Raw genomic sequence first — 25,019 nt, 5'->3', positions numbered from 1 at the left:
GGCATCAAGATCACCGATCGTGAGATGAGAACACTCCTCGCGCGGTATCTGACCCCACACGAGTGGCACGGCGAATGGAACTACACCATCAGCCCGACCGACACACCCAGTTGAGCGTGTTGTTCATTTCCAAGCCCTAAGGTTGCCGATGAGGGAAGGAGTCCAATGGCGGACATCGGGGCCAGGCTCGCGGAGATCGTCGGCGCGGAGCACGTGCTCTCCGGCGACGCGATCGGCGAGGACTACACCCACGACGAGACGCTGACCGTCGAACCGACCCGGCCCGCACACGTCGTGCGCCCGGCCGGCGCCGAGGAGGTCGCCGCCATCCTCACGCTCGCCGCGGCGACCGGCACCCCGGTCACCGCGCGCGGCAGCGGCACCGGCCTGTCCGGCTCGGCCACCCCGCGCGCCGACGGCGTCCTCGTGTCCTTCGAGCGGATGAACAAGATCCTCGAGATCGACACCGAGAACCACGTCGCGGTCGTGCAACCCGGCGTCACGCTCGCCGACCTCGAGGCACGCACCGCCGAGGTCGGCATGGTCTACCCGGTCTACCCGGGCGAGCTGTCCGCGAGCCTCGGCGGCAACGTCAACACCAACGCGGGCGGCATGCGCGCGGTGAAGTACGGCGTCACCCGCCACCACGTGCTCGGCCTGCAGGCGGTACTGCCCACCGGCGAGGTCGTCCGCACCGGCGGCAAGTTCGTCAAGGCCAGCACCGGCTACGACCTCACCCAGCTGATCGTCGGCTCGGAAGGCACGCTCGCGCTCGTCACCGAGGCCGTGCTCAAGCTCCAGCCGAGACTGTCCCACCAGGCCACCATCCTCGCGCCGTTCCCCGACCTCGCCACGGTCGCCCGCGCGGTGCCCAAGGTCGTCGGCAGCGGCATCGGCCCGCTGATCCTCGAGTACATCGACGCGCTCACGATGGGCGCCATCACCTACACCGCCGACCTTTCGCTCGGCGTCCCGGACCAGATCCGGGACACCGCGCAGGCCTACCTCGTGGTGATGCTGGAGAACAACGCCCCGGAGCGGCTCGACCAGGACGTCGAGGCGGTCGGCGTGCTGCTCGGCGAGCTCGGTTCGCTCGAAACCTACGTGCTGCCCGGCCCGGCCGCCCGCAAGCTCATCGAGGCGCGCGAGCGGGCGTTCTTCACCGCCAAGGGCGCGGGCGCGGACGACATCATCGACACCGTCCTGCCCCGCGCGGCGCTGCCCGACTTCTTCGCCAAGGTGCTGGAGATCGCGCAGGGCCACCAGACCCTGGTCGTCGGCTGCGGCCACGCGGGCGACGGCAACGTGCACCTCGCGGTGTTCCAGAAGGACCCCGAGGTGCGGCACAAGGTCCTGCACGAGCTGTTCGCCACCGGCATGTCGCTCGGCGGGGCGATCTCCGGCGAGCACGGCATCGGGCACGAGAAGAAGCGGCACTTCCTGGAGCTGGAGGACCCCAACAAGGTCGACCTGATGCGGCGCATCAAGAAAGCGTTCGACCCCAACGGGATTCTCAACCCCGGCGTGCTGTTCGACTGAGGGGACTGGAGAGACGTGAGTATGAACGGCGCCCAGGCGCTGCTGCGGACCCTCGTCGACGGCGGCGTCGACGTGTGCTTCGCCAACCCCGGCACCTCCGAGATGCACTTCGTCGCCGCGCTCGACGCGGTGCCCGAGATGCGTGCGGTGCTGAGCCTGTTCGAGGGGACGGTCACCGGCGCGGCCGACGGCTACGGGCGGATGGCCGAGCGGCCCGCGGCCACGCTGCTGCACCTCGGCCCCGGCATGGCCAACGGGCTCGCGAACCTGCACAACGCCCGGCGCGCGCACACCCCGATCGTCAACGTCATCGGCGACCACGCCCGCTACCACAAGGGTTTCGACGCGCCGCTGGAGTCCGACATCGACGCGCTGACCGGCTGGCTGCACGGCTGGTCGAGGACCTCCAAGGCGGCCGACGAGGTCGGCGCGGACGCGGCCGCCGCGATCGCCGCGGCGCTCGCCCAGCCCGGCCAGCTCGCCAACCTCGTGCTGCCCGCGGACGTGTCCTGGTCGGCCGGCGGCGTGGTCGGCGAGCAGGTCGAGGCACCCGCTGCGGTCCCGGTCGACGACGACCGGGTCGCCGAGATCGCCAAGATCGTGCGTGGTGGCGAGCCGACCGTGCTGCTGCTCGGCCACGGCACCACCCGCGAGCGCGGGCTGGTCGCGGCCAGCCGGATCGCCGCGGCGACCGGGGTGAAGCTCTTCGCCGAGACGTTCCCCGCCCGCATCGAGCGCGGCGCCGGCCTGCCCAACGTGGAGCGGCTGGGCTACCTCGCCGAGCAGGTCCAGTGGCAGCTCTCCGACGTCAGGCACCTCGTGCTCGTGGGCGCGAAGTCGCCGGTGTCGTTCTTCGCCTACCCCGGCAAGCCCAGCGAGCTCAGGCCGGACGGCTGCCACGTGCACGTGCTGTCGGTGCTCGGCGAGGACGGCACGGGTGCGCTGGAGCACCTCGCCGACGAGGTCGCCGCGGACACCAAGCCCGTGCTGCAGGAGCCGGTCCGACCCGGCGTGCCGAGCGGCCCGCTGACCCCGCAGAACTGGACCGAGGTCATCGGCGCGCTGCTGCCCGAGGCGGCCATCGTGTCCGACGAGGCCAACACGTCCGGCCTGATGATCCCGATGACCACCGCCGGCGCCCCGCCGCACGACGTGCTGACCCTCACCGGTGGCGCGATCGGCCAGGGCCTCCCGGTCGCGGTCGGCGCGGCGGTCGCGTGTCCGGACCGCCCGGTCGTCTGCCTGCAGGCCGACGGCAGCGCGATGTACACGGTGTCCGCGCTGTGGACGATGGCCCGCGAGGGCCTCGACGTCACCACGGTCCTGCTCAACAACCGGGCGTACGCGATCCTGCGGATGGAGCTGTCCCGGGTCGGCGCGGAGGGGGCCGGCCCCAAGGCGAGCCAGCTGCTCGACCTGTCCGGCCCGGACCTGGACTTCGTCGCGCTGTCGCGGGGCCTGGGTGTACCGGCCACCCGCGCGACGACCGCGGAGGAGCTGGCCGACCAGTTCGCCAAGGCGCTCGCCGAGCCCGGTCCGCACGTTGTCGAGGCCATGGTGCCGCCACTGGTGTAGACCTGTGTAGACGGTTGTGGCCCGCTTCAACGACGAAGTGGTGGCCATCGCGTTCGGCACCATCAACGTGGTCGGCGGCTTCCTGTTGTCGTGTCGTCCGGTGGCGTGCTCGTGTCGGCTTCCCGCGTCGCCGAGTCGGCCTCCCGCGTTGCCGTGTCATCCCGTGGCGTGGTCGCCGGCCGGGTTGGACGAGCATGGCGTTCACCACCGGCCGTCTTCGCCACCCGACGCCACGGGTCGACTCGGCGACGCGAGGGGTCGACTCGGCGACGCCACGGGACGACACGGCGACGCCACGGGACGACACGGCGACGCCACGGGACGACACGCGTCGCTGTGGGTCGGCATGGCGATGTCACGGGTCGACTCGGCGTCGCTGTGGGTCGGCTCGGCGACGGGGCGGGGCGACACGGGGGTGGGGCGGGGTTCAATGGGTTCATGAGCAGTGAGGTTCGGAAGGCACCGGCCGAGCCGGATCCGGGGTTGTTCGGGCCGGACTCGGTGAGTTGGCAGCTGCACGCCCAGCCGGCGATGTGGCTCGCCGGGGTTCGCTCGCTCTACCTGCAGGCACTGCACCCGCGGGCGGTCGCGGGCGTCGTGCAGAACTCCGACTTCCGCACCGACCCGCTCGGCCGGCTGGTGCGGACCGCGAACTTCGTCGGCGCCGCGACCTACTGCACGCGCGAGGAGATCGCGGCGCGGGCCGCCCGGGTACGGCAGGTGCACCGGGGGCTGCGCGCGGTCGACCCCGACACCGGTGAGCTGTTCCGGATCGACGAGCCGGAGCTGCTGCTGTGGGTGCACTGCGCGGAGGTGTCGTCGTTCCTGTCGGTCGGCCGCCGCGCGGGTTTCCCGCTGACCGTCGCGCACGCCGACCGCTACCTGGACGAGCAGCGACGGTCGGCCTCGCTGGTCGGCCTGGACCCCGACGAGGTGCCCGGCTCGGTCGCGGAGATGACCGAGTACCTGAGGCTTACCCGGCCGCTCCTGCGGCGCACCGAGGACGCCGACGAGATCTACCGGTTCCTGCACCGGCCGCCGGTGCAGGGTGCGCTGGCGCTCGGGGTGCGGGTGTACGAGCCGGTGGTGGGGCACCTGGCGTACTCGCTGCTCCCGAGCTGGGCCGTCGCGCTGTACGGCCGGCGCGCGTATCCCGGCCCGGTGGCGACGGCGGCGCTGCGCGGGGTGTCGGTGGGCGTGCGGACGTTCCTGCGCAACACCGCACGGGTGATGCGTGAGCCGCGGCTGGGCCGGCTGGAGCCACACCCGCTGTGGGCCGTGCGGCGGCTGGGCCGCTGGGCGACCCCGTCCGCCGCGCGGCTACCGGGTCGGTAAGTCGGTGCCGCGGCATGCCCTGAACGACGCGTTCGAGGCATCGAACCTCGATGTGTCGCAGCCGGGTGTCGCAGCCGGGTCAGGAGTGCGCTTCCTGGAAACGGATGACCAGGGCATGCGGAACCCGGCCGCGCTCGGCGACGGTCTCACCCTGGCTCCGGGCCCACTCGCGGACCGCCTGGGTGTCCGGCTTGCCGTTGGTCACCCCGGCTCCCACCGCGACCACGGCCTTGCCGCGCTGCTTGCGGCCCCCGGTGCGGCGGGCGTGGCCGACGAACTCGGCGAGCGTGTCGCGGAGGCGGGCGGCGTTGTCGGTGGACAGGTCGATCACGAAGTCCACCCCGTCCAGGGCGAAGGCCACGGTTTCGTCGGCCTGCCCACCATCGAGGTCGTCGACCAGCTCGAGAATGGTCTTCTGCGCCACAGGGTCCTCCGGGGTGGGAAATTCGAAACGAGCGCCGTTGAGCCTAACGGCCGCCGAGTCATCGGAAGGTGAAGGTCCCCGGTGTGGCGAATGCCGCCAACGTCACATTCATCGGAGGACGTCTCGAAAACCACCCGAACCGATGAGTTCCGCCCCATCTCGTCGTTCCAACGTCACGATGCCCGGCCGAACGGCCTGCGCGGAGGAAGGACGACGACATGATGATCGAGACGAACGGGGTCGAGCTCTGCGTCGAGACATTCGGCGCCGCCGCCGATCCGGCGGTCCTGCTGGTACACGGCGCGTGCGCGTCGATGCTGTGGTGGGAGGCCGAGCTCTGCGAGAGGATCGCGGCGGCCGGTCGGTTCGTGATCCGGTTCGACAACCGCGACACCGGCCGGTCGGTGTCCTATCCGGCCGGTCGGCCCGGCTACTCGCTGCGGGACATGGCGGCCGACGCGATCGGCGTGCTCGACGCGCTCGGCGTCGGCCGGGCGCACCTCGTGGGCCGCTCGATGGCGGGTGCGATCGTGACGACCGCCGCCCTCGAGCACCCTGACCGGGTGGCGTCGCTGACCCTCGTCTCGACGACGACCGGCGCCGCGGACCTGCCCCCGATGTCGGCGGGCTTCCTCCGGCACGTCGGAGCGGGCGGCCCGGACCCGGCCGACCCGGCCGCGGTCGTCGACCACATCGTGGGGCTGATGCGGGCCTACTCGGGCGAGTCGCCGTACCACGACGAGAACGCCGTCCGACTGATCGCCGAACGCGACGTGGCCCGTACCCGGGACTTCGCCGCCTGCCTGACCAACCACTTCGCCATCGAGCTGGACGCGCCGGCCGGGCTCGGGGACATCGCGGTGCCCACGCTGGTGGTGCACGGCGAGCTCGACCCGGTGTTCCCGCTCCCGCACGGGCAGGCGCTGCGGGACGCGATCCCCGGCGCGACGCTTCTGATCATGGACAAGGCGGGCCACGAGCTGCCACCGCCGGTGTGGGACCTCGTCGTGCCGGCGCTCGTCGCGCACACCGCTGCTACGGGGCGTTGAGGCTCAGCGCCGCGTCGGCGAGCTTCGTCAGCCGCTCGTCGTCCGGTGCGGATGGTGCGCCGATCCACACGGTCTGCACGAGCTTGAGGCTGTTGCCCTCCCGCCCGCTGGCGTAGGCCGCCGACTCGAAGAACGGCTTGTTCCCGCCCGGCCACGCCTCGCCCTCGGTGGAGGCGTCGACGATCGCGCCGCTGCCCGGTTTGTCGGCCACCGTGTTCAGCTCGCCGGCGAGCGCGCTCTCCGGGAAGCGCAGCACGGCGACGAGCACCGCCGCGGTCCTGTCGTCCGATGAGGACTCGAAGCGCATCCGAACCAGCTCGGCGCACCGGTTGCGCTCCAGCCACACCTGCACGTCGCCGTACGCGTGGGCGGCGCAGTCGGTGTCGGCGACCGAGCCCTTGGGGGTGAACGACACGCCGTCGACCTCGATGGTGCTCGACTGGGTCTGCGTGGTCCGGGTGCCGCCGTCCGCGGGGTCGTCGTCCCCGGCGGAAGCCATGGCGTAGACGATCCCGGTCAGCAGCAGGAGCGCGACCAGCACCGCGGCACCGGCCGGCAGCCAGCGCAGCTGCCCCCCGGGACGCCGGCCGGCCGGCGCCGGGGTCGACCGGCTCGTGGCACCGGTCCGCGACGGCTGGCTCTGGATGCGCGGGATCACGGTGGTGCTGGCCGCGCCGAGGTCGGGCTTGACCGTGTCGGTGAACCCTTCGGCCTCGAAGTCGATCGCCGCGAGCGTGGGGTTGTCCGGCTCCAGCGCGGCGAGGATCCCGCGCGCCTGCGCCACCGTGCACGGCCGAGGGTGCACGGCGAGCTCGCGGGCGGCGGTGAGCAGCGTCCCCGGCTCCGGGTGCAGCACCCGGACGCCGCGCAGCAGGTCGGCGGTGGGTTGCTGGACCTGCGATACATAGGGCCCGACCGCGATCACCGTGCCCACCGGCAGCGGCTCCACCCGGGCGTTCTCGAGATGCCGGTTGATCGCGCCGACCGCCGCCATCGCCTCGGTGGCCGGGTTGACCACGCCGTCCGGCCGCACCAGCGGCCAACCGTCGGTCCGCCACTGCGCGGACAGCGGTGCCTCCAGGCGCACCGCGGGGTCGGGCAGGTCCACCCCGACGACCACGAGCACGCCGCGGGGCAGCAGCACGATCGCGTCGACCATGCGCGGGCTGTCGCCGGGTTGGCACCCGATCAGCGCGACGCCGCCCACGACCGCGTCGCCGCGGCCCCAGGAGGCGAGCGCGGCGCGCACGTCGGCACCGACCTTGGAGGACTCCTCGCCGAGCCGGACCAGTCGCACGTTGCACCTCCCCGACAGCGTTCTCGGTGGGTCACCCGAACCGGACAACCGTAGCTGGACGGCCACGCTTGGCGTGGCGAGCCCGGTGATTCCGCGTCGGTGTGGCGAAAACGTGTCGGCGCAGGGCACAATGGGCGCCGATAACAGTGGTTGGAGTGCGCGAGCTGTCCACCGTGGACGAGGACGTAGGGGAAGACGGTTCCTCGTCGATCAAGCGGAGGTCAGCAGTGAGCACTCGTGGCGTGGTGTACGTCCACTCGTCGCCGTCTGCGGTATGTCCGCACGTCGAGTGGGCTATTTCGGGCACCCTCGGAGTTCGGGCGAACCTGCAGTGGACCGCGCAGCCCGCGGCGCAGGGACAGCTTCGGGCCGAGTGCGGCTGGACCGGCGACGCCGGTACCGGCGGCAAGCTGATGGGTGCGCTCAAGGCGTGGCCGATGGTCCGGTTCGAGGTCACCGAGGAACCGAGCGAGGGCGTGGACGGCGAGCGTTTCTGCTTCGTCCCGACCCTGGGTCTCTGGCGCGCGCGTACCTCGGCCAACGGCGACATCGTGGTGGGCGAGGACCAGCTGCGCGCGATGGCGACGGCCAGCCGGGCGGGTGAGGCGTTCGCGCACAAGATCGACGAGCTGCTGGGCGCCTCCTGGGACGCCGCGCTCGAGCCGTACCGCCGGGCGGGCGACGGCGCCCCGGTGACCTGGCTGCACCGGGTGGGGTGAGCGTGGCACTCTCTACTGGTGCCTGACCGTCCCCGCCAGCTGTGGCTGCTGCCGGTGTTGCTGATCACGGTGATCGCCACCGCGGTCGGCGGCCTGCTGACGCGGACGCTGTACGAGGATCCGGGTACCTCGGCGCCGCCGGCCGTGCTCCCGGCCCAGACCTCGATCCCGCCGAGCAAGCAACCCGGCCCGGCGACCGTCGAGGGCACGTTGGACGCGACGTCCCACCCGCTGTACGAGACGGTGCGGGAGCTGCTGCAGCGCTACTTCGACGCGATCAACTCCCGTGACTACACGGCCTGGCAACGCACGGTCATCCGCGAGCGCATCGACACGACGCCGGAGAAGGAGTGGCGGTCGGACTACCGGACCACCCACGACGGCAGCATCCTCATCTACCGTGTCGAGCTGGGTGAGCGGGACACGGCCCGGGTGCTGATGACCTTCACGAGCGTCCAGGACCCGGCCGACGCCCCGAAGGAGCTGCCGGCGCCCTGCATCCACTGGAACGTGGTGTTCCCCCTGGTCCAGGAGCGGGACGGCTGGAAGCTGGACAGCAGCCCGGCTAGCGCCAGCCCACAGCACGAGGCCTGCGCCTGAGACGGCGCCCCGGGTGCCGAGTGCACCGAGGGGCGCCGGTTCGCGGCGGGTGCGGTCAGAGTGGGATGTTGCCGTGCGCGCCCCTTCCAGCGGGTGCGGCGGCGAGTGCCTCGGCCAGCTTGCGCCGGGTCTGGCGCGGCTCGATCATCTCGTCGACGACGCCGATGGCCATGGCCCGGTCGAGGCCGCCGGCGATCCGCTCGTGTTCCTCGGTCAGCCGGCTGTGCAGGGCCTCCCGCTCCTCCTCCGGAGCGGCGGCCAGCTTCTTGCGGTGCAGGATCCCGACCGCCGCCTTGGCCCCCATCACGGCGACCTCGGCCTCCGGCCAGGCGAACACCGCGGTCGCGCCCAGCGAGCGGGAGTTCATGGCGATGTAGGCGCCGCCGTAGGACTTCCGCGTCACCAGCGTGACCCTGGGGACCACGGCCTCGGCGAACGCGTGCAGGAGCTTCGCGCCGCGCCGCACGACGCCGTCCCATTCCTGCCCGACGCCGGGCAGGTATCCGGGCACGTCGACGACCACGAGCAGCGGCACGCCGAACGAGTCACACATCCGCACGAAGCGGGCGGCCTTCTCCGCCGACAGCGAGTCCAGGCACCCACCTTTGCGCAGCGGGTTGTTCGCGACCACGCCGACCGTGCGCCCGCCGAGCCGGCCAAGGCCGACGACGATGTTGGGCGCCCACTTCGCCTGGAGCTCCTCGACATGCGGCAGGTCGTCGGCGTCCCGGTCGAGGATCCGGCGCAGCAGCGGCTTCACGTCGTAGGCCCGGTTCTTCTGTTCGGGCAGCAGCGCCCGCAGGTCTTCCTCGCCCCGCACCGCGTGCAGGTCGAACAGCCCCGGCCTGGCGAACAGCGAGGTGATCCGCCGAGCCCGGACGTAGGCGTCCGGCTCGCTGTCGGCCAGCACGTGCACCACACCGGACTTGCGGCCGTGCGCCTCCGCGCCGCCAAGGCCCTCCTGGTCGATCTGCTCCCCGGTGACCGACCGCACCACGTCCGGGCCGGTGACGAACACCCGACCCTCCGGCGACATGATCACCACGTCGGTCAGCGCCGGACCGTAGGCCGCTCCGCCGGCGGCCGGGCCGACCACGACGGAGATCTGCGGCACCCGACCCGACGCGCGGATCATCGCCGCGAACACAACCCCCACACCGTCGAGCGACTCCACGCCCTCGGCCAGCCGCGCGCCACCGCAGTGCCACACCCCGATCACCGGGCACCGATCCCGCACCGCCGCGTCGATGGCCTCCACGATGTGCCGGCACCCCTCGGTGCCCATCGCGCCGCCCATCTTCGTCGCGTCGGTGCAGTACGCGATCACCTTCGTGCCCTCGATACGGCCGCGCACCGCGTACACACCACTCGAGTCACCCGGCCGCAACGGCGCGACCGAGCCCTCGTCGAGCAGCTTCGTGAGCCGGACCTCCGGCTCACGTGGATCGAGCTGACGCGCTCCGCCCTCTGGAGGACGGGTGGCCAGGGCAGTCATCGGGTTCCCCTCCGGGTCATGCGAAAGTCAGTGTCGTGACTTGTGATCAGGCCGCGGTGAAGGCCAGGGCCACGTTGTGCCCGCCGAAACCGAACGAGTCGTTCACGGCCGCGTTGAGCTCCAGCTTGCGGGGCTCACCGGCGACGATGTCCAACTCCACCTTGGGATCCTGGTTCTCGAGGTTCCGGGTGGCCGGGATGATGCCGTGGTAGATCGAGAGCAGCGTCGCGATGCTCTCGACCGCGCCGGCACCGCCGACGAGGTGGCCCATCGAGCTCTTCGGCGCGGTCAGCACCACGTGGTCGCCGATCGCCTTGCGGATCGCGACCGCCTCGCCGATGTCGCCGACCACAGTGGACGTGGCGTGCGCGTTCACGTGGCCGATGTCGGTGGGGGACAGGCCGGCCGTGCGCAACGCCTGCCTGATCGCGTTGATCTGGCCGATGCCGTCCGGGTGGTTGCCCGTGATGTGGTAGGCGTCGGACGTGATGCCGGCGCCGGCGAGCTTGCCGTAGATCCGCGCGCCGCGGGCCCTGGCGTGGTCCTCGCGCTCGAGCACCAGCACGCCGGCACCCTCGCCGAGCACGAACCCGTCCCGGTCGACGTCGAACGGCCGGGACGCGCGCTCGGGCTCGTCGTTGCGCAGGGACAGCGTCCTGGACTGGGCGAACCCGGCCACGGTGATCTGGTGGATGCACGCCTCGGCGCCACCCGCGACCACCACGTCCGCCCGGCCGGACTGGATCATCTGCCACCCGGTGGCCAGGCCCTCGGCGCCGGACGCGCACGCCGACGCCGGGGCGTGCACCCCGGCCCGTGCCATCAGCTCGATGCTGACGTGCGCGGCCGGCCCGTTGGGCATGAGCATCGGCACGGTCAGCGGCGAGACCTTGCGCAGTCCGTGCGCCTCGAGCAGGTCGTCCTGGTCGAGCAGGGTGACCGGGCCACCGATGCCGGTGCCGATGGCGACGCCGAGCCGGTCGGGGTCGACCGGCTGGCTCTCCTCGGTGGGGGTCTCGTAACCGGCGTCCGCCCAGGCCTGCCGGGCGGCGACGATCGCGATCTGCTCACAGCGGTCCAGCCTGCGCAGCTGCACGCGGGGCAGGACCTCACTGGGCTCGACAGCCAGCGGTGCGGCCAGCTTCGCGGGCATGTCGTACTTCGCGACCCACTCGGCGTCGTTGGTGCGGATGCCGTTGCGGCCGGCGATCAAGGCGTCCCAGGTGGACGCGACGTCGCCGCCGAGCGGCGTCGTCGCACCCATGCCGGTGACGACCACATCGACGGTGCTCATTGCCCCCTCCGTGGTGGCTCTGGCCGCCAGTTCGTGGCGGAGTTTCAGACGTTCTTGGAGACGTAGCTGACCGCGTCCCCGACGGTTTTCAGGTTCGCGAGCTCCGCGTCCGGGATCTTGACCTCGAAGCGGTCCTCGGCCTGCACGGCGATCTCGACCATGGACAGCGAGTCGATGTCCAGATCGTCCACAAAGGACTTGTCGGCGGTGACCTCGTCGGCCTCGACGCCGGCGACCTCTTCGACGATCTCCGCGAGACCGGCGAGGATCTCTTCCTCGGTGGGCTTCTCGGCCATGGTGCATCTCTCTTTCTGTTGGGGGAAAGCGACAACTATGGGCAGAGCACGACCTGGCCGGCGTAGGACAGGCCCGCGCCGAACCCGATAAGCAGCGCGACGTCGCCGGAATGCACCCGGCCCGCCGCCCGCATGTGGTCCATCGCCATCGGGATGGACGCGGAGGAGGTGTTGCCCGAGGTGACGATGTCGTCGGCGACGACCATGTCCTCCCGGGCACCCTTCTGCCGCAGCTTCTTGGCGATCGACTCGACGATCCGCAGGTTCGCCTGGTGCGGGATCAGCACGTCCACATCGGAGGGCTGCATGCCCGCCAGCTCCAGCGCACGCAGCGCGATCGGCGCGATCCTCGTGGTCGCCCAGCGGAAGACCGACTGGCCCTCCTGGGAGATGTACCTGCGGTCGGGCATGGCGATCAGGTCGACCAGTTCACCCGCGGTGCCCCAGGCCACCGGGCCGATGCCCGGCTCGTCGCTCGGACCGACCACCGCGGCACCCGCGCCGTCGGCGAAGATGATCGCCGTGGACCGGTCGGCCGGGTCCACCACGTCGGTGAGCTTCTCCGAGCCGATCACCAGCACGCGCTTGGCCGATCCGGCGCGGACCATGTCCGACGCCGACGCGAGCGCGTAGCAGAACCCGGCGCACGCCGCGTTGAGGTCGAACCCGCCGGCCGCCTTCACCCCGACCAGCTCGGCCACCTGGGCCGCGGCGTTCGGGATCGGCACGGTGCTCGTGCAGTTGGCCACGATCACGGTGTCCACGTCCGACGGCGTGAGCCCGGAGGCGGCGATCGCCTTGGAGCCCGCGTCGACCGCCATCGACACGACGGTGTCCTCGGGTCCGCCGAACCGGCGCTCGGCGATGCCGACGCGGTCGCGGATCCACTGGTCGTTGGTGTCCATGACCTTCGACAGGTCGTCGTTGGTGACCACGTGCTCGGGCTGGGTGCTCCCGATGCCGAGGATCCGCGTGGCCGCGGCGCCCTGGGACAGTCGCAGCTGGGTCATGCGGTGGCCTCCCCTTCGGTGGCGGAGTCGTGGATGCTGGACAGAGCGGCGGCCACCTTCGCCAGGTCGTCGGGTTTCTTGAGGCCGATGATCGTCACCCCGGTGAGCTCGCGCCGGGCCAGACCGGTGAGCGCGCCGGCGGGCGGCAGCTCGGTGACGGTCCGCACGCCGCGCGCGGCCATCGTGGCCATGCAGGAGTCCCACCGGACCGGCCGGGTGACCTGCTCGACCAGCCGGTCGAGCATCTCGGCGCCGGTGTTCACCGCCGCGCCGTCGGCGTTGGAGAGCAGCGTCCTGGTGGGGTCGGCGACGGTGATGCCGGCGGCCTTCTCGCGCAGCGCGTCCCGCGCGGGCGCCATGTAGTGGGTGTGGAACGCGCCGGCCACCGTGAGCTTGATGACCTTCCTCACGAACTCGGGCTTGTCGGCGACGATCTTGTCCACGGCGTCGAGCCCGCCCGCGGCGACGATCTGACCGGCACCGTTGCGGTTGGCCGGGGTCAGGTCGAACCCGGCGAGCCAGTCGACGACCTGCTCGGGCTCGCCACCCATCACCGCGGCCATGCCGGTGGGCGCGAGGTCGCACGCGGCGGCCATCTCCCGGCCCCGTACCGCGGCGAGCGCGACGGCGTCGTCGGCGCTCAGCACGCCGGCCATCGCGGCTGCGGCGAGCTCGCCCACGGAGTGCCCGGCCACCAGCACGTCGGCGGGCAGCTCGTGGCGGCGCCGCAGCTCCTCGAAGGCCAGCAGCGCGAGCGCGACGACCAGCGGCTGGGTGATCGCGGTGTCCCTGATCGCGTCGGCGTCCGCGGTGGTGCCGAGCTCGACGAGGTCGAGGCCGGTCAGCTCGGACCAGGCGGTCACCCGCTCACGGGCGCCGTCCAGCTCGAGCCAGGGGGTGAACATGCCGGGAGTCTGGGAGCCCTGGCCTGGGGCGAGTAGCGCGAGCACGGTGTCCACTACACACGTTGCCCGGCCTCTGACGGGATGCTGACAGTCACCAAGTCGGGGCGAGCGTTTTGTAGAAACCCTACAAAGGTTGCTGCCTGATGAACGATAAAGGAGCTTCTGTGTTGTCTGAACCTCCTACCACAGGCCCCGTGACCGGGACAGCCTCCCGACCGCCAGCGCGATGCGGAGCACGAGTGCGTCCCGAGGCAGGTTGGCGTTGCGGCCGGTCAGATCGGTGGCCTTGCGCAGCCGGTAGCGGACCGTGTTCGGATGGACGAACAGCAGCCGCGCGCAGGTCTCCAGCACGCCACCGGCCTCCAGGTAGGTCTCGACGGTCTCCAGCAGCGCGCCGCCCGCCTCCTCGAGGGGCTTGGCGATCTGCTCGATGAGCTGCCACTCGGCCTCCGGGTCGCCGGCGAGGGCGCGTTCGGGCAGCAGGTCGGTCGAGCGGACCGGGCGCGGCGCGGTGGGCCAGGCGACGACCGCGCGCAGGCCGGACAGCGCGTCGGCGGAGCTGCGGTGCGCGTCGGCGATGGTGTCCACGGTCGGGCCGGCGACCACGGGGCCGGCGCCGAAGGACGCGGACATCTTCTTGAGGATGTCGTTGGGCTCGCGGGTCACGTCCGTCTCGCCGGCCAGCACGATCACCAGGCGCGACCCCTGCACGCCGAGGAGGACGGGCCGGTTGGTGCGGGCGGCCCGGCTGCGGACCTCGTAGATGACGGTCGGCGGGTCGTCGGAGGGGGACTTGCCGACGAGGACGGTGGCGGGCTCGTCGAGGTCCCAGCCCAGCGCGGCAGCCCGGCTCAGCAGTGACTCCTCGGCGTCGCCGCGGACGATGGCGTCGACGACGGTGGCCTCGAGGCGGGCGTCCCAGGCGCCGCGGGTCTCGGCGGCGGAGGCGTAGGACATGGCGGAGGTGAACGCGACCTCGCGGCCGTAGCGCAGGACGGCCTCGGTGAGGACCTGGCGCTCCTCCTCGTCGGCGGCGAGGTCGGGCACCTCCCGCTCGATGACGTGCAGCGCGACGCGGACCAGCTCGACGGTCTGGCGGAGGCTGATCCAGCGGGACAGCTCGCGGGGCGCCTGCCGGAAGGCGTCGGTGGTGAGCCGGATGGCCTCGCGCTGGTCGCGGAGGTAGGCGGTGAACCCGGCCGCGCCGGTCTGCGCGATGAGCTGCACGCTCGCCCGCTGGTCGGCGGGCATGCGGCCGAACCAGGCGAACTGCTCGTCCATGGAGGCGAGCGCGGCGGAGGCGAGCTTGCCGGAGGCGTGGTCCAGCGCCGCCAGCGTCTCCCGCGAGACCTTCACCATGGCCTGACTGTATAGCGACATCCCCCGACCCCAACCCGCGAGCAAGGACGGGTCCCCACAGGTCAGGAACCGGAACTCGCGGACCCCGACCGGGGACTCGCGGGTCAGCAACGGGGGACTCGCGGGTTCTGAGTGGGGGACTCGCGAGTCGCGAACGTTGGACTCGCGGGTCCGGAACGTTGGACTCGCGAGTCGCGAAGCGAAGCGAGCGCGAGGCTTGTCGATGCGAAGCGAGACCGAGCTGGGTCGGGAGGAGCTCGCACCGTGGGGGTCTGGGGGGTCGCCCCCCAGGGTCGAAACCCGCGTCTGCCCGAGGGAAGGTGCGCCAGCACCGAACAGGGCGACCGAAGGACGCGGAGCCGCCCGGCGCGGTGCGCTCGCCGCCGGGCGGCCCCTCTCCCCGGTCCCCACCGGTGATTCCACTATGGACGGACCAGGGGGAGGCCGCCAGCGCTGTCCCCCTATCGTGGGAACGGTTCATCAGCGCAGGTCAGAAGTACTACCCAGAGTCAGGCAACCCCGGAGTCCGACGTCTGCGGGCCGGCCGCGGCGATGTCGTCGATGCGGTACTTGCGTGCCGCCTCCACCACCACGGACTTCGGTACCTCACCACGCCGGGCCAGGGCCGCCAGCGCACCCACGGTGATCGACTCGGCGTCGACAAGGAAGTGGCGGCGGGCGGCCGGTCGGGTGTCGGAGAAGCCGAACCCGTCGGTGCCCAGCGTGAGCATGTCGGTGGGCACCCACGGCCTGATGAGGTCCGGCACCGCGCGCATCCAGTCCGACGTCGCGACCACCGGTCCCGCGCCCTCGGACAGCACGCGGGTCACGTACGGCCTGCGTGGCTCCGCCTCCGGGTGCAGGAAGTTGTGCCGGTCGGTCTCCACGGCGTCGCGGCGCAGCTCCGACCACGACGTCGCCGACCAGACCTCGGCCCGCACGTCCCACTCGTCGGCGAGCAGCTCGCGCGCCCGCAGCGCCCACGGCATCGCCACCCCGGACACGAGGATCCGCGCCCGCGGCCCGGAGCCCTCCGGCGCCGCCTGGTACCGGTAGAGCCCGCGCAGCAGCCCCTCGACGTCGAGGTTCTCCGGCTCGGGCGCCTGCACGTACGGCTCGTTGTAGATGGTGAGGTAGTAGTAGATGTCCTCGGCCGCGTCGCCGTACATGCGGCGCAGCCCGTCCTTGACGATGTGCGCGATCTCGAACGACCACGCCGGGTCGTACGCGAGCACCGCCGGGTTGGTCGCGGCGAGCAGCAGCGAGTGGCCGTCGTTGTGCTGCAGGCCCTCACCGGTGAGCGTGGTCCGCCCCGCGGTGGCGCCGAGGATGAACCCGCGGGCCATCTGGTCGGCCGCGGCCCAGAGCCCGTCGCCGGTGCGCTGGAACCCGAACATCGAGTAGAACATGTAGATCGGGATCATCGGCTCGCCGTGCGTGGCGTACGAGGTGCCGGCGGCGGTGAACGACGCGGTCGAGCCGGCCTCGTTGATGCCCTCGTGCAGGATCTGGCCCTGCTCGCTCTCCTTGTAGGACAGCATGAGCGAGGCGTCGACCGACGTGTACAGCTGGCCGAGCCGGTTGTAGATCTTCTGCGTCGGGAACATCGAGTCCATGCCGAACGTGCGTGCCTCGTCCGGGATGATCGGCACCAGCCGCGGGCCGATCTCGGGGTCCTTCGCGAGGTCGCGGACCAGCCGGACGAACGCCATCGTGGTGGCGACCTCCTGCTTGCCGGAGCCGCGCCGGACCACGTCGTAGACCTTGTCGCCGGGCAGCACCAGGGCCTTGGCCTTGCCGCGTCGCTCCGGCAGGAAGCCGCCGAGCTGGCGGCGCCGCTCCAGCAGGTACTGGATCTCCGGCGAGTCCTGGCCGGGGTGGAAGTACGGCGGCAGGTGCGGGTCCTTCTCCAGCACGGCGTCCGAGATCGGGACGTGCGTGGAGTCCCGGAACATCTTCAGGTCGTCGAGGGTCATCTTCTTCATCTGGTGGGTCGCGTTGCGGCCCGCGAAGTGCGGCCCGAGGCCGTACCCCTTGATCGTCTTCGCCAGGATCACGGTCGGCTGGCCGTGGTGCTCGGTGGCCGCCTGGTAGGCCGCGTAGACCTTTCGGTAGTCGTGGCCACCGCGCTTGAGGTTCCAGATCTCCTGGTCGCTCATCGGCGTGACGAGCTCCTTCGTGCGGGGGTCCCGCCCGAAGAAGTGCTCGCGGACGAACGCGCCGTCGTTGGCCTTGTACGTCTGGTAGTCGCCGTCCGGGGTCGTGTTCATCAGGTTGATGAGCGCGCCGTCCCGGTCGGCGTGCAGCAGCGAGTCCCACTCGCGGCCCCAGATGACCTTGATCACGTTCCAGCCGGCGCCGCGGAAGAACGCCTCCAGCTCCTGGATGATCTTGCCGTTGCCGCGCACCGGCCCGTCGAGCCGCTGCAGGTTGCAGTTGATCACGAAGGTGAGGTTGTCGAGGCCCTCGTTGGCCGCCACGTGGATCAGGCCGCGGGACTCCGGCTCGTCCATCTCGCCGTCGCCGAGGAAGGCCCACACCCGCTGGTCGGAGGTGTCCTTGAGGCCGCGGTCGTGCAGGTAGTGGTTGAACCGCGCCTGGTAGATCGCGTTCATCGGGCCGAGGCCCATCGAGACGGTCGGGTACTCCCAGAAGTCCGGCATGAGCCGCGGGTGCGGATACGACGGCAGCCCGGCGCCGGGACCGCCGTGGGAGAACTCCTGGCGGAACCCGTCGAGCTGGTCGGCGGACAGCCGGCCCTCGATGAACGCGCGCGCGTACATGCCGGGCGAGGCGTGGCCCTGGAAGAACACCTGGTCGCCGCCGCCGGGGTGGTCCTTGCCGCGGAAGAACCAGTTGAAGCCGACCTCGTAGAGCGTCGCGGACGACGCATAGGTGGAGATGTGCCCGCCGACGCCCACGCCGGGGCGCTGCGCGCGGTGCACGGTCATGGCCGCGTTCCACCGGATCCACGCCCGGTAGCGGCGCTCCACCTCCTCGTCGCCCGGGAACCAGGGTTCCTTGTCAGTGGGGATCGAGTTGACGTAGTCCGTGCTGGTGAGCGCGGGTACGCCGACGCGGCTCTCCCGGGCGCGCTCGAGCAGCCGGAGCATGAGGTAGCGGGCGCGCTGCTGGCCGCCGGAGGACAGCATCGCGTCGAACGACTCCAGCCACTCGGTGGTCTCGTCCGGGTCGATGTCCGGGAGGTAGGCGGCGAGGCCGTCCCGGATGACACGGACCCGCTCGGGCTGCTTGCCGCCGGTTCCGCTGTTCTGCGAAGCCAGGGGATCTCCAGTGCCTGCGCTCATGGTGTTAACTCTGCCATCATCACCACCTTCATCGTCGTCTCGACGGCCGCTCGCGTCATCGTTACCGGCGAGTACGCCCGGCGTGGGTGGTTGCGCAGGTGGGCACGCTCAGTGTTCGCTATCCCAATTACCGTTGAGCGGTGGTTTGGTCCGGCCACCGCGTTGGCGTCGAGGAGGAGTGGAAGCCGTGGTCGCCGCGGGAGACGCTGGCAAGGCCGGCGTCGCCGAGAGGCTCGGGATCGAGCCTGGCATGGTCGTCCAGGAGATCGGGTGGGACGAGGACGTTGACGACGGCGCGCGCGCCGAGATCGAGGAACGGATCGGCAGCGATCTGCTCGACGAGGATGCCGACGACGTCGTCGACGTGGTTCTGTTGTGGTGGCGTGAGGAGGACGGCGACCTGGTCGACGCCCTCATGGATGCCATCAGCCCACTCGCCGACGAGGGCGTGATCTGGGTGCTGACACCCAAGACCGGCCGCGACGGCCATGTCGAACCGAGCGAGATCGCCGAGGCGGTGCCGACCGCGGGGCTTTCGCAGACCTCGAGCGTCAGCGTCGGCAGCGACTGGTCGGCCACCCGGCTGGTGTCGCCCAAGTCCGCCAAGTCCAAGCGCTGAGACGTTCACCGGGGGTGGCCTAGGCTTGCGCCGCACCCGGGACACGCACAGCAGGAGGATGCCGTATGGCGGTCGAGGTCGGTTCGAAGGCACCGGAGTTCACCCTCAAGGACTACAACAACCAGCAGGTTTCACTGTCGTCCTACCGGGGCTCGTCGAACGTGTTGCTGGTCTTCTACCCGTTCGCGTTCAGCGGCATCTGCACCGGTGAGCTGTGCCAGCTCCGGGACGAGCTGGCCGAGTACTCGGCTGCCGACGTGCAGGTGCTCGGGGTGTCGGTGGACACCCCGTTCAGCCTGAAGGCGTGGGCGCAGCAGCAGAACTACCAGTTCCCGCTGCTGTCGGACTTCTGGCCGCACGGGGCGGTCGCCACCACGTACGGTGTGTTCAACGAGGCGGCCGGCCTGGCCAACAGGGGGACGTTCCTCGTCGACAAGACAGGCGTGGTCCGCTTCGCGGAGGTCAACCAGCCCGGCGAGGCACGCGACCAGCTGGCCTGGAAGAAGGCGGTCGCCGCCCTGTCAGCATGACTCCTCACCCGGCGGCTCCGTTTCGGGGTCGCCGGGGTAGGGCGTATAGCTCAGCGGAAGAGCACTCGGTTTACACCCGAGCGGCCGTAGGTTCGAGTCCTACTACGCCCACTGTTGATGCAGGTGAAGGGCCGTTTCGGCACGTGGGGGTTGGTACCGGTGGGTTGTTTCGGTACGAGTCTCGGCCCACCTACGACTGAGTTCGGCCACGCGTCCCGATCTCCACGGACTTGATCACGGGCGAGTTTGTCCACCTCGACGCCGAGCCTGGTCGTCGCCCGTCACCCGTCGTTCGTCCTCGCTGGCACTGCGGTCCCTCTGTGTTGGGCTGCTCCTCGTCGCCAACAAGATTGCCACGATCGAGGAAGGGCCGTCCTGGCCAGCCGATTGCGGGTGGGGCGCAACCTCGTGCTTTGGGATTCTTACCGGTGGGCCCTTGGCTGTCCACTTACTGTCCAGAAATACGGCGGTCGCGCCGAGGGAGATAGGACGTCTCGCTATTGATCTTGTGTCGAAGCGCACGCCCTTGCTCCTTGTGTCGACAGTCGCGCACTGTCCGCGCGGACCGATCCACTGATGGTCTGCCGCACCCGAGCGAACGTTGCCGTGGTACCCACGGACAACACCGTTCCAGCGCTCCGTGGGACCTGGCTTCGTTCGAGATCCGTTCGCCGGTCCCGCAGATCACCTGCGGACAGCCGCCGAGTACTCAAGGATCGGGCGGACCGAAGACGGGTGTAACTTGTCGTCCCGGCGGTTACGCCAACGGCACTGGGCGGTCGGCGTAGACGTTGGTCCCGTCCGCTAGGTCGATGTATGGGCGCATATCGTCGAACGCGATGTTGTCATCTTGGTTGATCCGTCGCAGATCGTCGGCGGGGATTAGCAGCCGGGCGGGCGCGGCGCCTGGCCGCAGTTCGTGAGGTAGCCGGGTCGCCCAGTTCGGCGGGCGGGTCACAAACACCCCCCTGCCGTCTGGCAGTTCGATCCCCCAGCCGGTGATGGTGATCGCCTGCTCGCCGGTGTTCACGGCCTCGACAGCGACGAAATGATCACCAAGCTCTTGGCGGCCGCCAGGCAGGTCATAGACAGGGATATTGTTCGTCACTCGGACCGCGATCTTGGGTCGACGAGATGGCTGTGGCCGCCCTTGCTTGCGCCCATAGTAGATCGAGATGGCGACACCGAGCACCGCCAAGATCAGGCCCAGCGTCACCCAGACGTCCACGGGGCCTGCGCGGTCGACGGTCCCGAACGGGCACCTCTTTCGTCCAGTGCAGGTCAACCAGCCTACGAGAAGCCTGCTGAAGGCGGAGGCACCACACGCCGATGCTGCCGACGGACACAGGTCGAGCAGCCCACGGCAGTCCCCGCCGACCTTTCGATGACCACGGTCGGTGATGAAGCGGACCCGGACAGCAGCGTCAGGGGCTGTGTATCGCACACCGATATTGGAATGTTTGCGATATCTGGTACTGTTGGAACAGTACGTGAACGACAAGGAGGAGACATGAGTCGCGACACTGCCGTCGACGTCGCCGCACGTCTCGGACTCGAGGAACTCGACTCCGAGGCGGTCACCCCGCAGGGTGCTGCGGCCGGTGCGGTGCTGCACTCCGCGGTGGGTGCCCGGGTGCGTGACGCGCGCCGGCGGGCGGGGCTGGACGTCGGTCAGCTCGCCGCGGCTGTCGGCCTGACCCGCGACAAGGTGAGCAAGATCGAGCACGGTCACCGACGGGTGTCTCCCCGCGAGCTTCCGATGCTGGCGGATGCTCTGAGGGTTTCGATCCAGTCGTTGCTGGGTTCGGCCGATGCGAGCCGGCCCGCGCTAGCGCTCGCCCATCGGGTTGCCGCCAGTCAGGACAGTTCACGCCTCCGTCAGCGCGCGGTGGAGTTGCTGGAAATCGAAGACCGGCTCGAACACTATGCAGGGATGCCGGGTCATCAGCTCAGCCCGGGCGGCGCAGCCATTCATCAGCTCGCCGCTACCCGCTATGCGTCCTCTCCCCGGACCCAGCCGGAAGCACAGCGTCAGGGTCGCGCCCTGGCCGACGAGGTCCGCCGGGCCCTGGACCTGGGGTCAGCGGCGATTCCCGATCTGCCTGCGCTGATCGAGATGCACTTCGCGGCCGATGTGGCGCTCAGTCCACTTGGCGATGGCGGGGACGGTTTGTGCGCACACGACGGCGACCGGGCACTGATCTTGGCAAATAGCGACTACACGGCCGGGCGCGTGCGATTCACTCTCGCTCACGAGCTCGGCCACCACCTGCTGCGCGACCCGCGCGACGTGATCGAGGAAAGCAGCAGAGACATGTTCGCCAACTCGTACCGTGAACGTCGCGTCAACGCGTTCGCTGCGCACCTGCTGTTGCCAGTCCGCGCCATGGACGCCACCCTTGCTTGGCTGGACTGCACGGGGGCCTACGTGACGGCAGCGACCACCCGTGGCCGGGTGGCGCTCGGCTACTTGATGACGCGGTATGGAGTGTCCCTTCAATGCACGCTGTCGCAGCTCGTGGCCGCCGGCGTTCTACAGGCCGCGGACAGCGCGGCTCTTAAGGAGCGCCTGTCGGCGCATGCGATTGTCAACGCGGCGGCTCATCTCAGCGGCGACAGCTCCACGCCAGTCACAGTCACCCAAGACCTCCGTCCACCCGCCCGCCTGGTGACCGTGGCACTCGACGCGGCACGTAGCGGCACGGTCGGCATGAACACCATCGCGCGACTGCTCGACCGTGAGGATGACGACGCGCTCTTCGACGAAGTTATGTTCGGCGAGGACGGCGACACCGCGACCGCGGTCCCCCACCGGGGCGTCGCGGCAGGTGCCGCATCCCGGTGAGCCCGGCCGAGCAGCCATCAGCCGGCGCCACGGCAAGTGAGCACAGCGGACGCATCTGGTTCGTCGACACCGGCTCCCTGCTGACCATGGCTGTCGACCCCGCCATCGAAGCGGAGGTGCTCGCAGAGATCGGGTCGGACACGGTGGTGATCATCGACATTGTCGCCGACGAGCTCAACGTGCGGGCGAAGAATCCGCAGACCGCCGCACTGGCGGCGACAGCGCTGTCGCAGCTTCCCGCCGCATGGCAACAGCTGTCGACTGCCCGGTACGTGACGCTGGAGGACATCAAGGACGTCCAGGACAGGGTTGCCGACGGCCGCGTGTTGGCTCATGACAAGCAGCACTGGGCCGAGTCCGTCATCATCGCCCTCTGCGAACGGTCCCGGACCGTGCGCACCAGGCCGTAGAGATCAACGGCGCAGCGCTCGGCGTCTTGGCTGGTGTCGGGATGCGGGCGGCGCAGTTGCTCGGTCGCCGTGATGAGGCTCGGCAGGTGACTGCCGAGCTGGCTGTAACGACGCCGCGAACTCTGCTATGTCCGCCAGGCGGCGTGGACTTGGTCGTAAAGGTCGGTGACATCGAGCTCGGTGGTGGTCGGAAGTGGCTGTGTCAGCGCCCGGTGGATGGCCGCGCCTGCCTCGATGGGTGGCAGGGTGGGTGCTGCTGGAGGCGCCTCGCCGAGCAGGTCGGCTACCGGCACTCGGAGCACGCGGGCCAGCTGTACCACGACCGGCAGTGTGGGCAGCTTTTTGCCGCGCTCGATCTGGTACAGGTAGTCCGTGGTGATGTCGGACAGACCGGCGACGACCGCCTGGGTCTGGTGGCGTTGCTGGCGAGCCTGGCGCAAGCGTTCGCCGAACGCCGCCAGATCACCATGCATGTCACGTCTCCCAATAGGTCCCGACCAGCATTGATCGTACGCAGACGGTTGCAGGCATGGAAGGTGGCACACTTTCGGTGTGCCGCTCAGCCGTTCGATACCGCGCCTCTTGGTCCTTTGGGACGTCGACCACACCCTGATCGAGACCCGCGGCGTCGGCTTCACCATCTACCAGCGCGCCTTCCCCGCGGCCACCGGCCGACCGCTCATCGAACTGGCCAAGGTGTCCGGCCGGACCGAGCTGGACATCATGCGGGAGACGCTGCGGATCAACGGGATCAAGCCGACCGATGAGGCGCGCGGCAAGCTGGCAGCAGCGCTTATTCAGGGCTACGAAGACACACGAGATGAACTTGCCACGACAGGCCGTGCGTTACCCGGCGCCTACGACACGCTGGCGACTCTGGCCGCCGACTCGGCGATCTTCCAGACCGTCCTGACCGGCAATCTGCGCGAGGTCGCACGCATCAAGCTAGAGGTCTTCGGGCTCGACCAGTTCCTCAACCTCAAGGCTGGCGCGTATGGAGACGACCACCAGGAACGAGCCGAGCTGGTGGCGATCGCGCAGGAACGTGCCCGCCAGCGCACGGGCATCGCGTTCAACAAGGACACCACGGTGCTCGTCGGGGACACACCAAACGACGTGGCTGCCGGACTGCGGGCAGGTGTGAGGGTCATTGGGGTAGCGACCGGAAAGACGAGTATCGGCGAACTGCAAAACGCTGGCGCAAACTGGACAACTCGGTCACTGCGCAGTGTCAATGAAGTCATAAGTAGCACGTTGGGTTGACCTGAGGTAGATGTGCCAGACGACTGGGGTGGTTGGTGCAGCGATTGCAGCTGGAGCACGAAGCGACTGCGTAGGTAGCATCGAAGGCGTGCGATGAGCACAAGAATTCAATGGCCTGGCGATCCTCCGGCAAGCTGCCTGCATGTCTCGTGAATTCGGACTCTCACACCAATTGCGGAGTATCGACAATATCCGCACTGACTTGGAGTTCCAGGCGCGCTAATTTGTTACTAAAGGAGCGATCGAGTAGTGATCAATTCGCGCGGCGACATCACCGAGCAGAACTGGCAGGACGCCCGAACCATCTGGGATTACCACCAGGTCGGCCATGACGTGTCGCCCTGCGACGTGGCCATCGGCCTCGGCAGCCACGACCTCGGGGTCGCTGCCTGCGCCGCCGAGCTGTATCAGGCCGGTCTCTTCCCTGTGCTGGTGTTCAGCGGTGCCACCAGCTCGACCACGGCCAAGCGCTTCCCGCGCGGCGAGGCCGTGCACTACCGCGAGCACGCCATCGAACTCGGCGTGCCGGATCACGCCATCCTGGTAGAACCGCAGGCCAGCAACACCGGCCAGAACATCGCGCTGTCCCGCGCACTCCTAGCCGAGCACGGCCACTCGCCGCGCTCGCTGCTGCTCATCTCCAAGCCCTATATGGAGCGCCGGGCCTACGCCCAACACCGCTTCCTTAGGTGGTTGGGTGTGTATGATCTTGCGCTGTGGCATGGGTGACGCGTGAGGCGAAGGCGGCCAAGGATCGGGTGTCTGATCGTGTGGCTATCGGGGTGTTGACGCGGATGTTCCCGCCGGTGTTGGTGGACGCGGCGGTGGCTGAGGCTGGGGTGTCGCAGAAGCGTCGTCGTGATCTTCCGTCTCGGTTGATGGTGTATTTCACCTTGGCGATGTGGTTGTGGCGTGAGCATGGCTATGAGGAGGTGTTGCGGCAGCTCACCGATGGGATGGTGTGGGCCGGGGTTGGTGATGACGATCTGGATGACGCCGATTCGGATGTGCCGTGGAGTGGGTCGATCACCAAGGCTAGGCAGCGGCTGGGTCCGGCTCCGGTGAAGTTGATGTTTCGTGAGGTTGCCGGTCCGGTGGGAACCGTCGAGACGGTGGGGGTGTTCTGGCGGGGCAGGCGGTTGACCGC

24 protein-coding genes and 1 tRNA gene are annotated in these 25,019 nt (G+C 70.0%); 14 read left to right on the top strand and 11 right to left on the bottom strand.

Going from position 1 to position 25,019, the window contains the following annotated elements:
* Positions 1 to 165: 165 nt before the first annotated feature.
* From GEV28_RS29850 to GEV28_RS29840, 3 genes are all read left to right on the top strand, one after another.
* Positions 166 to 1,539, top strand: a complete 1,374-nt coding sequence (locus tag GEV28_RS29850; protein WP_291415791.1) for an FAD-binding oxidoreductase — start codon at positions 166 to 168, stop codon at positions 1,537 to 1,539.
* A 21-nt stretch (positions 1,540 to 1,560) separates the two neighbouring features.
* A complete protein-coding gene (locus GEV28_RS29845; RefSeq protein ID WP_291415792.1) occupies positions 1,561 to 3,114 on the top strand; it encodes an acetolactate synthase large subunit in 1,554 nt (517 codons plus the stop codon).
* 438 nt (positions 3,115 to 3,552) lie between these two features.
* Positions 3,553 to 4,449, top strand: coding sequence for an oxygenase MpaB family protein (locus tag GEV28_RS29840; protein ID WP_291415790.1), 897 nt, complete (start codon positions 3,553 to 3,555; stop codon positions 4,447 to 4,449).
* A 79-nt stretch (positions 4,450 to 4,528) separates the two neighbouring features.
* Here the strand turns inward: GEV28_RS29840 and GEV28_RS29835 are convergent, their stop codons facing one another.
* Complete coding sequence (locus GEV28_RS29835) at positions 4,529 to 4,873, bottom strand: Lsr2 family protein (RefSeq protein ID WP_291415789.1); 345 nt, start codon at positions 4,871 to 4,873, stop codon at positions 4,529 to 4,531.
* 218 nt (positions 4,874 to 5,091) lie between these two features.
* Between GEV28_RS29835 and GEV28_RS29830 the strand changes: the two genes are divergently transcribed.
* Positions 5,092 to 5,922: an alpha/beta fold hydrolase gene (locus GEV28_RS29830; RefSeq protein ID WP_291415788.1), complete on the top strand. Its 831-nt coding sequence runs from the start codon at positions 5,092 to 5,094 to the stop codon at positions 5,920 to 5,922.
* On the opposite strand, the gene GEV28_RS29825 is transcribed toward GEV28_RS29830, so the two are convergent.
* Complete coding sequence (locus GEV28_RS29825; protein ID WP_291415787.1) at positions 5,909 to 7,219, bottom strand: hypothetical protein; 1,311 nt, start codon at positions 7,217 to 7,219, stop codon at positions 5,909 to 5,911. The genes GEV28_RS29830 and GEV28_RS29825 overlap by 14 nt on opposite strands.
* A gap of 227 nt (positions 7,220 to 7,446) precedes the next feature.
* Here GEV28_RS29825 and GEV28_RS29820 point away from each other — a divergent pair, with 227 nt between their 5' ends.
* Together GEV28_RS29820 and GEV28_RS29815 are read left to right on the top strand one after the other, a co-directional pair.
* Positions 7,447 to 7,938 (top strand): DUF3145 domain-containing protein, encoded by a 492-nt coding sequence (locus tag GEV28_RS29820; protein ID WP_291415786.1) that lies wholly within the window; start codon positions 7,447 to 7,449, stop codon positions 7,936 to 7,938.
* Positions 7,939 to 7,956: 18 nt separating this feature from the next.
* Positions 7,957 to 8,538, top strand: coding sequence for a hypothetical protein (locus tag GEV28_RS29815; protein ID WP_291415785.1), 582 nt, complete (start codon positions 7,957 to 7,959; stop codon positions 8,536 to 8,538).
* A gap of 55 nt (positions 8,539 to 8,593) precedes the next feature.
* On the opposite strand, the gene GEV28_RS29810 is transcribed toward GEV28_RS29815, so the two are convergent.
* From GEV28_RS29810 to aceE, 7 genes are all read right to left on the bottom strand, one after another.
* On the bottom strand, positions 8,594 to 10,033 hold the full coding sequence (locus GEV28_RS29810) for an acyl-CoA carboxylase subunit beta (RefSeq protein WP_291415784.1): 1,440 nt from the start codon (positions 10,031 to 10,033) through the stop codon (positions 8,594 to 8,596).
* Between the two features lie 46 nt (positions 10,034 to 10,079).
* A complete protein-coding gene (locus GEV28_RS29805; protein WP_291415783.1) occupies positions 10,080 to 11,327 on the bottom strand; it encodes a beta-ketoacyl synthase in 1,248 nt (415 codons plus the stop codon).
* 44 nt (positions 11,328 to 11,371) lie between these two features.
* On the bottom strand, positions 11,372 to 11,623 hold the full coding sequence (locus GEV28_RS29800) for an acyl carrier protein (protein WP_291415782.1): 252 nt from the start codon (positions 11,621 to 11,623) through the stop codon (positions 11,372 to 11,374).
* A 35-nt stretch (positions 11,624 to 11,658) separates the two neighbouring features.
* Positions 11,659 to 12,633 (bottom strand): beta-ketoacyl-ACP synthase III, encoded by a 975-nt coding sequence (locus tag GEV28_RS29795; RefSeq protein ID WP_291415781.1) that lies wholly within the window; start codon positions 12,631 to 12,633, stop codon positions 11,659 to 11,661.
* Positions 12,630 to 13,592: an ACP S-malonyltransferase gene (locus GEV28_RS29790; RefSeq protein WP_291415780.1), complete on the bottom strand. Its 963-nt coding sequence runs from the start codon at positions 13,590 to 13,592 to the stop codon at positions 12,630 to 12,632. Before GEV28_RS29790 ends, GEV28_RS29795 begins: the two co-directional genes overlap by 4 nt.
* Before the next feature lie 126 nt (positions 13,593 to 13,718).
* Positions 13,719 to 14,897 (bottom strand): helix-turn-helix domain-containing protein, encoded by a 1,179-nt coding sequence (locus GEV28_RS29785; protein ID WP_291415779.1) that lies wholly within the window; start codon positions 14,895 to 14,897, stop codon positions 13,719 to 13,721.
* 509 nt (positions 14,898 to 15,406) lie between these two features.
* Entirely contained in the window at positions 15,407 to 18,205 is a 2,799-nt protein-coding gene (aceE, locus tag GEV28_RS29780; RefSeq protein ID WP_291415778.1) for a pyruvate dehydrogenase (acetyl-transferring), homodimeric type, read from the bottom strand.
* A 187-nt stretch (positions 18,206 to 18,392) separates the two neighbouring features.
* Between aceE and GEV28_RS29775 the strand changes: the two genes are divergently transcribed.
* The 3 genes from GEV28_RS29775 to GEV28_RS29765 all read left to right on the top strand — a co-directional run bounded on the left by GEV28_RS29775 (position 18,393) and on the right by GEV28_RS29765 (position 19,465).
* The gene (locus GEV28_RS29775; protein ID WP_291415777.1) at positions 18,393 to 18,824 is read left to right on the top strand and encodes a DUF3052 domain-containing protein; all 432 of its coding nucleotides are present in this window, start codon (positions 18,393 to 18,395) and stop codon (positions 18,822 to 18,824) included.
* A gap of 65 nt (positions 18,825 to 18,889) precedes the next feature.
* Positions 18,890 to 19,354, top strand: a complete 465-nt coding sequence (locus GEV28_RS29770; RefSeq protein ID WP_291415776.1) for a peroxiredoxin — start codon at positions 18,890 to 18,892, stop codon at positions 19,352 to 19,354.
* Between the two features lie 39 nt (positions 19,355 to 19,393).
* Positions 19,394 to 19,465, top strand: a tRNA-Val gene (locus GEV28_RS29765).
* A gap of 646 nt (positions 19,466 to 20,111) precedes the next feature.
* On the opposite strand, the gene GEV28_RS29760 is transcribed toward GEV28_RS29765, so the two are convergent.
* Positions 20,112 to 20,582: a hypothetical protein gene (locus GEV28_RS29760; RefSeq protein ID WP_291415775.1), complete on the bottom strand. Its 471-nt coding sequence runs from the start codon at positions 20,580 to 20,582 to the stop codon at positions 20,112 to 20,114.
* A gap of 282 nt (positions 20,583 to 20,864) precedes the next feature.
* On the opposite strand from GEV28_RS29760, the gene GEV28_RS29755 reads away from it, so the two are divergent.
* Positions 20,865 to 22,199, top strand: coding sequence for an XRE family transcriptional regulator (locus tag GEV28_RS29755; protein ID WP_291415774.1), 1,335 nt, complete (start codon positions 20,865 to 20,867; stop codon positions 22,197 to 22,199).
* On the top strand, positions 22,196 to 22,609 hold the full coding sequence (locus GEV28_RS29750) for a hypothetical protein (protein WP_291415773.1): 414 nt from the start codon (positions 22,196 to 22,198) through the stop codon (positions 22,607 to 22,609). The genes GEV28_RS29755 and GEV28_RS29750 overlap by 4 nt, the downstream gene beginning before the upstream one ends.
* Positions 22,610 to 22,734: 125 nt before the next feature.
* On the opposite strand, the gene GEV28_RS29745 is transcribed toward GEV28_RS29750, so the two are convergent.
* Positions 22,735 to 23,082 (bottom strand): helix-turn-helix transcriptional regulator, encoded by a 348-nt coding sequence (locus GEV28_RS29745; protein WP_291415772.1) that lies wholly within the window; start codon positions 23,080 to 23,082, stop codon positions 22,735 to 22,737.
* A 79-nt stretch (positions 23,083 to 23,161) separates the two neighbouring features.
* Between GEV28_RS29745 and GEV28_RS29740 the strand changes: the two genes are divergently transcribed.
* The 3 genes from GEV28_RS29740 to GEV28_RS29730 form a co-directional block, all read left to right on the top strand.
* A complete protein-coding gene (locus GEV28_RS29740; RefSeq protein ID WP_291415771.1) occupies positions 23,162 to 23,872 on the top strand; it encodes an HAD hydrolase-like protein in 711 nt (236 codons plus the stop codon).
* Positions 23,873 to 24,121: 249 nt separating this feature from the next.
* Positions 24,122 to 24,601 (top strand): YdcF family protein, encoded by a 480-nt coding sequence (locus GEV28_RS29735; protein ID WP_367115220.1) that lies wholly within the window; start codon positions 24,122 to 24,124, stop codon positions 24,599 to 24,601.
* On the top strand, positions 24,589 to 25,019 hold a 431-nt coding region (locus GEV28_RS29730; RefSeq protein WP_291415770.1), incomplete at its 3' end, for a transposase domain-containing protein. The genes GEV28_RS29735 and GEV28_RS29730, both read left to right, overlap by 13 nt.

This window comes from Actinophytocola sp., assembly GCF_009379765.1.
Taxonomy (GTDB): domain Bacteria; phylum Actinomycetota; class Actinomycetes; order Mycobacteriales; family Pseudonocardiaceae; genus Actinophytocola.
The sequence above is the reverse complement of the archived record's forward strand: the minus strand, read 5'-3'. Positions and strand labels throughout refer to the sequence as shown.

Bases quoted from the DNA above. Each gene is read 5' to 3' on its own strand.
- GEV28_RS29850 (WP_291415791.1), top strand. From the start codon at position 166: ATGGCGGACATCGGGGCCAGGCTCGCGGAGATCGTCGGCGCGGAGCAC.
- GEV28_RS29830 (WP_291415788.1), top strand. From the start codon at position 5,092: ATGATGATCGAGACGAACGGGGTCGAGCTCTGCGTCGAGACATTCGGC.
- GEV28_RS29785 (WP_291415779.1), bottom strand. From the start codon at position 14,897: ATGGTGAAGGTCTCGCGGGAGACGCTGGCGGCGCTGGACCACGCCTCC.
- GEV28_RS29770 (WP_291415776.1), top strand. From the start codon at position 18,890: ATGGCGGTCGAGGTCGGTTCGAAGGCACCGGAGTTCACCCTCAAGGAC.
- GEV28_RS29745 (WP_291415772.1), bottom strand. From the start codon at position 23,082: ATGCATGGTGATCTGGCGGCGTTCGGCGAACGCTTGCGCCAGGCTCGC.
- GEV28_RS29795 (WP_291415781.1), bottom strand. From the start codon at position 12,633: ATGACCCAGCTGCGACTGTCCCAGGGCGCCGCGGCCACGCGGATCCTC.
- aceE (WP_291415778.1), bottom strand. From the start codon at position 18,205: ATGAGCGCAGGCACTGGAGATCCCCTGGCTTCGCAGAACAGCGGAACC.
- GEV28_RS29840 (WP_291415790.1), top strand. From the start codon at position 3,553: ATGAGCAGTGAGGTTCGGAAGGCACCGGCCGAGCCGGATCCGGGGTTG.
- GEV28_RS29755 (WP_291415774.1), top strand. From the start codon at position 20,865: ATGAGTCGCGACACTGCCGTCGACGTCGCCGCACGTCTCGGACTCGAG.
- GEV28_RS29845 (WP_291415792.1), top strand. From the start codon at position 1,561: ATGAACGGCGCCCAGGCGCTGCTGCGGACCCTCGTCGACGGCGGCGTC.
- GEV28_RS29800 (WP_291415782.1), bottom strand. From the start codon at position 11,623: ATGGCCGAGAAGCCCACCGAGGAAGAGATCCTCGCCGGTCTCGCGGAG.
- GEV28_RS29810 (WP_291415784.1), bottom strand. From the start codon at position 10,033: ATGACTGCCCTGGCCACCCGTCCTCCAGAGGGCGGAGCGCGTCAGCTC.
- GEV28_RS29805 (WP_291415783.1), bottom strand. From the start codon at position 11,327: ATGAGCACCGTCGATGTGGTCGTCACCGGCATGGGTGCGACGACGCCG.